The organism is Microbacterium paulum (assembly GCF_015707995.1).
Lineage (GTDB): Bacteria > Actinomycetota > Actinomycetes > Actinomycetales > Microbacteriaceae > Microbacterium > Microbacterium paulum.
Map to the genome: position 1 here is coordinate 1 of NZ_JAAGRY010000096.1, position 8,098 is coordinate 8,098.

The following is an 8,098-nucleotide window of genomic DNA, read 5'->3' on the forward strand; positions in this document are numbered from 1 at the left end:
TTCAGACGTGGGCGCTGCCGATCGCGGCAGGGCGCGCCGGCGCGGGCGCCGCGCGGCGCGGCCCACGCACCTGAGCGACCTGCCGGTGCTCGTCGCCCGCGCGCGGCGACTGTTCGACCTCGACGCCGACCCGCTCGCCGTCGATGCGGCGCTGAACGCCCACCCCGAACTCGCCCCGCTCGTCGCCCGCGTGCCGGGCATCCGGGTGCCGGGCGCGGCCGACCCGCACGAGATGCTCATCCGCGCGATGGTCGGCCAGCAGATCACGGTGTCGGCGGCGACGACCGCCCTCGCAGCCCTCACCGACGCGCTGGGGGAGCGTGTCGAGGGGTTCGACGGCCACGACCGGTTGTTCCCGACGATGCAGGCGATCGCCGAGCACGGCGCCGAGGTGCTGCGCGGCCCGGGTGCGCGCAGCCGCGCGATAACCGCCGCGGCCGCCGCGCTCGCCGACGGGTCGCTCGTGCTGACGACCGGTGACGACGGCGCGGCGCAGCGCCAGGCCCTGCTCGCCCTGCCGGGCATCGGCCCGTGGACGGCCGACTACGTGCGCATGCGCGTGCTCGGCGACCCCGACGTGACCCTGCCGGGCGACGTGGCCGTGCGCGCGGGAGCGGCGGCGTCGGGCATCCCCGCCGACCCGCGTGGGTTCAACGCCTGGGCGGCGCGCACCGCGCCGTGGCGCAGCTACCTCACGGCCCACCTGTGGCGGGCCGTGCCGCCCCGGCCCGTCGCCATCGGTCGGAGCCGTGGGGCGGGTGTCGCCGCGCGCGTCACTCCCGACGACATCAGCCCCATCGATCCGACCGTTGGTGACGCACGGCCGACCCGCCAGCCTCCCCACGCCGCCCGCACCGCCCGCCGCGCCCCCCGACCCACCCCGCAGGAGACCCCGTGACCGCCATCATCCAGACCCTCGCGACGCCCGACGGCCCCTTCACCCTGCTCGTCGACGAGCGCCAGCGCGTGCTGGCCAGCGGCTGGACCGACGACCCCGCCGCGATCGCCGCGCGCCTGCGCACGCCGCCCGTGCGCATCGTCGACGGCGAGACGGATGCCGCGGCATCCGTCGCCCGCTACTACGCCGGCGACCTCACCGCGATCGACGACGTCGAGGTCGCCCAGCAGGGCACCGCGCTGCAGCTCGCCGGGTGGGCGGCGCTTCGCCGCATCACGCCGGGCGCCCCGCTCACCTACGCCGAGTTCGCGGCCGCGCTCGGCAGCCCGCGGGCGGTGCGGGCCGCCGCGTCGATTTGCGCGCGGAACGCTCCGGCGCTGTTCGTGCCGTGCCACCGGGTGCTGCGCACCGGGGGAGGGCTCGGCGGCTTCGCGTGGGGCACCCGGGTCAAGCGGGCCCTGCTCGACCGCGAGGCGGGCGAGGCGGGCGCCGCGGTCCTGTCCGCCTGACCGCCGGGACGCACCCGCCCGAAACCGGCTCTTGCACACAGCGAACTCTCAGGTCTAGGCTGGAGGGCTGTCGCGTCGTGTCGCACCCGTCCGGGTGAGCGCGCGCGACAGTCCCCGCCCACCGATTCCTGGAGGAAGCCATGTCCACGACCATCGTCGAGACGAAGCCCGCTGTCCTCCGCCCGTTCGGGGCCGTGGGAGTCGCGCGTCCGCGAGGGTGACGCACTCGCGTTCCTCATCGGCGGCATAGTCCCGCCGCACGCTGCGTTCTCTTCATCGCGTCCTCCCCGCCGGGGCCACGTGTCTCCTCCGCGCCGTCGCGCAGTCGACCTGCCCTTCACCTGTCCGCCGACCACCGTTCTCGGCATCCGCACCACCACCCCACAAGGATCATGACCTCCGCCACCGAGAGACAATCCGCTCTTTCCACTCCCCGGGCGCTCGCCCGGCTCTACCCGTTCGCCAAGCCGGTGCTGCCGCGCCTGGCCCTCGGCGCCGCGAGCGCGCTCGTCGCGAGCCTGCTCGCCCTCTCCATCCCGCTCGTGCTCGAAGTGCTCGTGCAGGGCCCGATCGCCTCGGGCGACCTCTCCCAGCTCGCCTGGGGCGCCGCGCTCATCCTCGTGCTGGGCCTGCTCGAAGCCCTCATGGTGTGGTTGCGGCGCTGGTTCGTGCTCGGCCCGTCGACCTCGGTCGAGTACGACATGCGCACGAGCTTCTACGAGCGCCTGCAGCGCCTGCCCGTCGCGTTCCACGACCGCTGGCAGTCGGGCCAGCTGCTCAGCCGCATGATGCAAGACATCAGCATGCTGCGCCGGTGGCTCGCCTTCGGGCTCGTGCTCCTCGTCGTCAACATGCTGACGATCCTCGTCGGCATGGTGCTGCTGTTCCGCTGGCACTGGGCGCTGGGGCTCACGTTCCTGGTCGTCTGCGCGCCGCTCTGGTACGCCGGCTACCGGTTCGAGAAGACCTACGGCACGCTCGCCCGGCAGAGCCAGGACCAGGCGGGCGACCTCGCCACGAGCGTCGAGGAGTCGGTGCACGGCATCCGCGTGCTCAAGGCGTTCGGCCGCGGCAAGCACGCGCTCGTCAAGTTCGCCCGGCAGGCCGAGACCCTGCGCGAGACCGAGCTCAGCAAGGCGCGCGCCGTCGGCTGGATCTGGTTCTGGCTGGTGCTGCTGCCCGACCTGGCGTTCGCGCTGTGCCTCGGCGTCGGCATCGTGCTGGTCCAGACCGGGCAGCTGCAGGTCGCCGAGCTCGTCGCGTTCTTCGCGATGGCGACGGTGCTGCGCTGGCCGATGGAGTCGATCGGCTTCCTCTTCTCGTTCCTCCTCGACGCGCGCACCGCGACCGACCGCATCTTCGAGGTGTTCGACGAGGAGAACACGATCACCGATCCCGCCGCGCCGAAGACGATCGCCGAACCGCGCGGAGCGCTCGCCTTCGAGGGCGTGCACTTCCGGTATCAGGATGCCTCGGCATCCGAGCGCGACCTCCTCGACGGCATCGACCTGGCGCTCGAGCCGGGCGAGACGATGGCGCTCGTCGGGCTCACCGGTTCGGGCAAGACGACCCTCACGACCCTGCCGGCGCGCCTGTACGACGTCACCGGTGGGCGGGTGACGATCGACGGTGTCGACGTACGCGACCTGACCCTGCACGAGCTGCGCACCCACGTGGGCATGGCGTTCGAAGACTCGACGCTCTTCTCGCAGACGGTGCGCGAGAACGTGCTGCTCGGCCGCGAGGACCTCGAGCCGGGGAGCGCCGAGGCCGAGCGGGTGCTGCGCGAAGCGCTCGCCGTCGCGCAGGCCGGGTTCGTCGACGACCTGCCCGACGGCGTCGACACGGTCATCGGCGAAGAGGGGCTGTCGCTCTCGGGCGGCCAGCGCCAGCGCCTCGCGCTCGCGCGCGCGGTGGCCGCACGCCCCGCCGTGCTCGTGCTCGACGACCCGCTGTCGGCGCTCGACGTCGACACCGAGGCGCTCGTCGAAGACGCGCTGCGCGAGGTGATGGCCGACACCACGACGCTCGTGATCGCGCACCGCCCGTCGACCGTGACCCTCGCCGACCGGGTAGCCCTGCTGCAAGAGGGCCGCGTCACGGCGGTCGGGCGGCACAGCGACCTGCTGCGCGAGAGCGAGCACTACCGCCACGTGATCTCGAGCCTCGAAGAGTCCGGCCGCGAGGCATCCGACCGCCGCGCACCCGCGGGCGGCGCGAACGACCGCGAACACGCGAATGAGGAGGTGACGCGATGACCACGGCATCGGTCGCCGGCACGACCGGCGAAGACCGCTCCGACTACACGCGCGACGAGTCGCGCACTATCCGCCGCCGCTCGCTGCGGCTGCTGGGTTCGCTCGTGGCGCCGCTGCGCTGGCAGCTGGTGCTCGCGGGCGCCGTGCTCGTCATCTCGACGGCGCTCCGGGTCGCCGGCCCGGCGCTCATCGCGTACGGCCTCAACACGGCGCTGCCGCGCGTGATCGACTACGGCGACTGGATGCCGACGATCATGATCGTCGCCGTCTACCTCGTCTCGGGTGTCGGCGGCGCCGCCCTCATCGGGTGGTACGCGGTGGTCGCCGCGCGCCTCACGCAAGCCGTCATGCTCGACCTGCGCAAGCGCATCTTCGTGCACACGCAGCGCCTCAGCCTCGAGTTCCACGAGTCGTACACGTCGGGGCGCATCATCTCGCGTCAGACGAGCGACCTCGACTCGATCCGGGAGCTCCTCGACGGCGGGCTCAACGAGCTCGTCTCGGGCGTGCTCTACGGCGGGTTCACGCTGATCGCGCTGCTGCTGATCGACTGGCGGTCGGGCCTCGTGCTCGTCGTCGCCGCGGTGCCGCTGTACTTCTTGATGCGCTGGTTCTACGTGAACTCGCAGCGGGCCTACCGCGAGTCGCGCGTCGTGAGCGCGAAGGTCATCGTCAAGTTCGTCGAGACGATGACCGGCATCCGCGCCGTCAAGGCGTTCCGCAAAGAAGAGCGCAACGACGACGAGTTCGGCGACCTGTCGGGCCAGTACCGCGATGTGAACATGCGGTCGCTGCGCCTGTTCGGCACGTTCGAGCCGGGCATGATGGCCGTCTCGGCGTTCGCCGTCGCGGGCGTGCTCCTGTGGGGAGGCATCCGTGTCGCCGACGGCACCCTGCTCGTCGGAACCCTGCTGGCGGCGGTGCTGTACGTGCGGAACTTCTTCGCACCGCTGCAGGAGGTGGCGATGTTCCTCAACTCGTACCAGTCGGCGACGGCCGCGCTCGAGAAGGTGTCGGGCGTGCTCGACGAAGAACCGACGGTGCCCGACCCGGTCGATCCGGTCGACCTCTGGACCTCGCGCGGGCACGTCGAGTTCCGCGATGTCGTCTTCGGGTATTCGGGCGACCGCACGATCCTGCCGCACTTCTCGCTCGACATCCCCGCCGGGCAGACGGTGGCCCTCGTCGGCACGACGGGTGCGGGCAAGTCGACGCTCGCGAAGCTCGTGTCGCGGTTCTACGACCCGTCGCGCGGTCAGGTGACGCTCGACGGGGTTGATCTGCGGTCGCTCCACCCGAAAGATCTGCGCCGTGCGATCGTCATGGTCACGCAAGAGGCGTACCTGTTCAGCGGCACGGTCGCCGACAACATCGCGCTCGGCAAGCCTGACGCGACGCTCGACGAGATCAAGGCCGCCGCGCGCGCCGTGGGGGCGGATGCCTTCATCGAGCGCCTGCCCGACGGCTACGGCACCGACGTGAACAAGCGCGGCGGGCGCGTGTCGGCGGGGCAGCGGCAGCTGATCTCGTTCGCCCGCGCGTTCCTCGCCGATCCGGCGGTGCTGATCCTCGACGAGGCGACCGCGTCGCTCGACATCCCCAGCGAGCGGCAGATCCAGCACGCGCTGCAGACGCTGCTCGGCGGGCGCACCGCGATCATCATCGCGCACCGCCTATCGACGGTTGCGATCGCCGACCGGGTGCTCGTGATGGAGCACGGCGAGATCATCGAGGACGACACCCCCGAGGCCCTCATCGCGGGCACCGGCAAGTTCGCCCAGCTGCACGCCGCCTGGCGCGAGTCGCTGGTCTGACCCGCGCCGCCCGCGCCTGTCCGCCCCGCCCGCGCCTGTGCGCGCCGCGTGACAACCCTCGTCCCCTTCGGGGCGGGGCTTGTCCCGTTTGCGGCGGGGGTCGTCCCAGAAACGGCTGGTTCAGCGCCCGTCAGGCGACCACATGTGGGACACAAGGCCTCGCAGAGAGGCGATGAACGGATGCCGGTGGCCCCGGCCCGCCCGCGTCAGAGCCGGATCTCGGCGACGACCTCGCCGTACTCCGTCTCGTCGACCGGCACGAAGCCGACCCGGGTGAAGAACTGCTCGGGACCGTCTTCGCCGGCTTCGTAGATCACGGTGACGCGGTCTGCGCCTCGCGTGCGCGCCTCGTCGAGCAGCTTCTCGACGGCGTAGCGGCCGACGCCGCGGCCTTGATCGTCGGCATCCACATTGATGCGCCACAGCACCGAGCGGAACCGGTCTTCGTCGGCGTCGTCGTCGAAGTTCGCGCTGACGAAGCCCACGACCTCGTCGCCGTCGAGCACGACCCGCTGCCACGCGGTGGCGGGGTTGGTCACCGCGCCGGCGACGGCATAGCTGGTCGGCGCGATGAACTGCTCCTGCCCGGGCTTGAGCGACAGCGCGTTCACAGCGACGATCGTGGTGGCGGACAGTTCCTCGAGGCGCAGCTCGGTCATGTGCACAGGCTACCCGCTCCGCCGATGCCCCGGCGTCGTCCAAACGTCGGAAAAAAGCTCGCCGCCGCTCGGCTATCGTGAAGCCGTGAGCAGCGAGTGGACGCGTCGCGTGCTGGTGGTCGAAGACCAGGCGGCGTTGCGCGTGCTCGTGTGCGAGATGCTCGCTCAGCGCGGGTGGGAGACGGCCGCCGCCGCCGACGCGGCCTAGGCGACCCGGCTGTTCGCTGAGTTCGACCCCGATGCGCTCATGACCGACATCGACCTCGGGTCACGCCCGTCGGGGGCAGAGCTCGCGGCCATGCTGTCGCAGTTCGCTCCGCACCTCGGCATCGTCTTCTTGAGCAGCTATCCGCGCGCCGCGGCGGGAGCGAAGGCCATGGGCATCGAACGCGCCGTGTTCGTCTCGAAGCAAGACCTCGGCTCGCCCGACGACATGGTCGCCGCGCTCGAGCGCGCCCTGTCGTCGCGCCCCGCGCCCGAGGTCGAGATTCCGGCGGCGGCAGACCCCCTCGGCGAGCTCACCCGCCATCAGCTCGAGGTGCTCGCGATGATCGCGCGCGGGTGGTCGAACGACCAGATCGCGGCCGCCTCGTCGTCGACGGTGCGCGCGGTGGAGCGCTCGGTGAGCCGCATCTTCGACCGGCTCGGCGTGACGGGGGATGCCTCGGTCAGCCCGCGCGTCGCGGCGGCCACCCTCTATCTGTCGGCCTTCGGACCTGCCCGCGACTCGTCGTGGTGACCGTTTCGTGAACGGTTGAGGGGGGTGGCGGCGGTGCGGAGCGTGACCATCGCGGTGCCGTCGCGATGACCCGGCTGGTCGCAGCGACCCGGTCGGCGCTCGCCTCGGGGCGGTTCATCTCGGCGTGGACGATCGGCGCCTCGCTGCTGCTCTCGCTCACGGTGATGGCTCCGGCCGTGTCGGGCCCGGCCGCGCAGGTCTTCGCCGCCGGGTTTCTCACCTGGGTGTGCTTCGCGGCCGCGCTCGCGGTCCTCGGCGCGCTCGAGCGCGTCTGCGGGCGCGGGGCGGCGCCGCACCGCGCCGCCCGGGTGCGCACGACCATCGTCGTGGTGGGTGTCGCGCTGATCGCCGCCGCGCGACCCGCCGTGCAGGATGCCTGGCTGTGCAGCGTCGGCGTCACGCCGCCCGAGGAGTGGCAGCTGCTCTTCCGGGTGGCGACCAACGTCGCCGTGTGGGTCGTGGTGTTCACGGCCATCGCCATCGTCGTGGGTGCGCTGCGGTCGCTTCGAGACACCAACGCACTGCTGCGCGCGGCGGTCGCCGAACGTGCCGACCTCGACCGGCGCACGGCCGCGTTCGACGCAGTGGCGCGCGACAGCGTGCACCGGGCGATCGGCGACGTGTCGCGTGCGCTCACTGTGCTCGCCGCCTCTGACCATGCGGGCGCCGACGACGTGCGCGCGTTCGCGGTCGACGAGGTGCGACCCGCCAGCCACGCGCTCGCTGAACTCGCCCACGCCCCCGTCCCCGCCCTCGCGCCGCCGCCCGACCCCGCCGCCCCGGGCACCGCGCCCGACGCCCGCGACGCCCGCGACGCCCGCGCCCCCGCCGCCCCCTCCGACGCCCGCGCCCCCGTCACCCGCGCGATGCGGCTGCGCGTTCCGCCGCGGTGGGCGGTGGCGGTGCTCTACGCGGCGTGCGTGTTGCCGTATGCGCTCCGGGCGACCTCGCTGCTCGAGATCGGCGCGGGGGTGCTCGTGGCCATCGGCGGCGGAGCCCTGATCGACGGCGCGAGCCGTCACCGAGGCATCCGGCACCGCGAAGCGGTCTTCGTCGTCGGCTCGATCGCGTGCGCGGTGCTGCTCGCGCTCGTCGCGCTCGCGTGCGGCGCGCCGCTCGGCCTTGCCCTCGCCGAAGGCGAGCAGGAACAGGTGCCCCGCCTCGAGGATCGTGCCGAGGCCCTGCGTGATGCAGTGCATGGGCACGTCGTCGATCGAGTCG

7 protein-coding genes and 1 pseudogene are annotated in these 8,098 nt (G+C 72.6%); 6 read left to right on the forward strand and 2 right to left on the reverse strand.

Features of this window, described 5'->3' with window-relative positions:
- The 4 genes from G3N18_RS15160 to G3N18_RS15175 all read left to right on the forward strand — a co-directional run.
- Nucleotides 1-898 (forward strand): DNA-3-methyladenine glycosylase family protein (locus G3N18_RS15160; protein ID WP_196385096.1); only part of this gene is annotated, 898 nt, incomplete at its 5' end.
- Entirely contained in the window at nucleotides 895-1,407 is a 513-nt protein-coding gene (locus G3N18_RS15165; RefSeq protein WP_196385097.1) for a methylated-DNA--[protein]-cysteine S-methyltransferase, read from the forward strand. The genes G3N18_RS15160 and G3N18_RS15165, both read left to right, overlap by 4 nt.
- A 392-nt stretch (nucleotides 1,408-1,799) precedes the next feature.
- Nucleotides 1,800-3,665: an ABC transporter ATP-binding protein gene (locus G3N18_RS15170; RefSeq protein ID WP_230404231.1), complete on the forward strand. Its 1,866-nt coding sequence runs from the start codon at nucleotides 1,800-1,802 to the stop codon at nucleotides 3,663-3,665.
- Nucleotides 3,662-5,479 carry an ABC transporter ATP-binding protein gene (locus G3N18_RS15175; RefSeq protein WP_196385098.1) on the forward strand — a complete coding sequence of 606 codons (1,818 nt, stop codon included), beginning with the start codon at nucleotides 3,662-3,664 and terminating at the stop codon, nucleotides 5,477-5,479. Before G3N18_RS15170 ends, G3N18_RS15175 begins: the two co-directional genes overlap by 4 nt.
- 206 nt (nucleotides 5,480-5,685) lie before the next feature.
- Here G3N18_RS15175 and G3N18_RS15180 read toward each other — a convergent pair whose 3' ends face one another.
- Nucleotides 5,686-6,138 carry a GNAT family N-acetyltransferase gene (locus G3N18_RS15180; RefSeq protein ID WP_196385099.1) on the reverse strand — a complete coding sequence of 151 codons (453 nt, stop codon included), beginning with the start codon at nucleotides 6,136-6,138 and terminating at the stop codon, nucleotides 5,686-5,688.
- Nucleotides 6,139-6,223: 85 nt separating this feature from the next.
- On the opposite strand from G3N18_RS15180, the gene G3N18_RS16360 reads away from it, so the two are divergent.
- The gene (locus tag G3N18_RS16360) at nucleotides 6,224-6,346 is read left to right on the forward strand and encodes a hypothetical protein (protein ID WP_268932619.1); all 123 of its coding nucleotides are present in this window, start codon (nucleotides 6,224-6,226) and stop codon (nucleotides 6,344-6,346) included.
- Between the two features lie 39 nt (nucleotides 6,347-6,385).
- Nucleotides 6,386-6,877: a LuxR family transcriptional regulator gene (locus G3N18_RS15185; RefSeq protein ID WP_230404232.1), complete on the forward strand. Its 492-nt coding sequence runs from the start codon at nucleotides 6,386-6,388 to the stop codon at nucleotides 6,875-6,877.
- 1,118 nt (nucleotides 6,878-7,995) lie between these two features.
- On the opposite strand, the pseudogene G3N18_RS16235 reads toward G3N18_RS15185, so the two are convergent.
- Nucleotides 7,996-8,098 (reverse strand): annotated as a pseudogene (locus G3N18_RS16235) (glucosamine-6-phosphate deaminase); the annotation flags it as partial.

What these genes read in the sequence shown, in the direction of transcription:
- G3N18_RS15170 (WP_230404231.1), top strand. Translation starts at nt 1,800, where the DNA reads ATGACCTCCGCCACCGAGAGACAATCCGCTCTTTCCACTCCCCGGGCG.
- G3N18_RS15180 (WP_196385099.1), bottom strand. Translation starts at nt 6,138, where the DNA reads ATGACCGAGCTGCGCCTCGAGGAACTGTCCGCCACCACGATCGTCGCT.
- G3N18_RS15185 (WP_230404232.1), top strand. Translation starts at nt 6,386, where the DNA reads ATGACCGACATCGACCTCGGGTCACGCCCGTCGGGGGCAGAGCTCGCG.
- G3N18_RS15175 (WP_196385098.1), top strand. Translation starts at nt 3,662, where the DNA reads ATGACCACGGCATCGGTCGCCGGCACGACCGGCGAAGACCGCTCCGAC.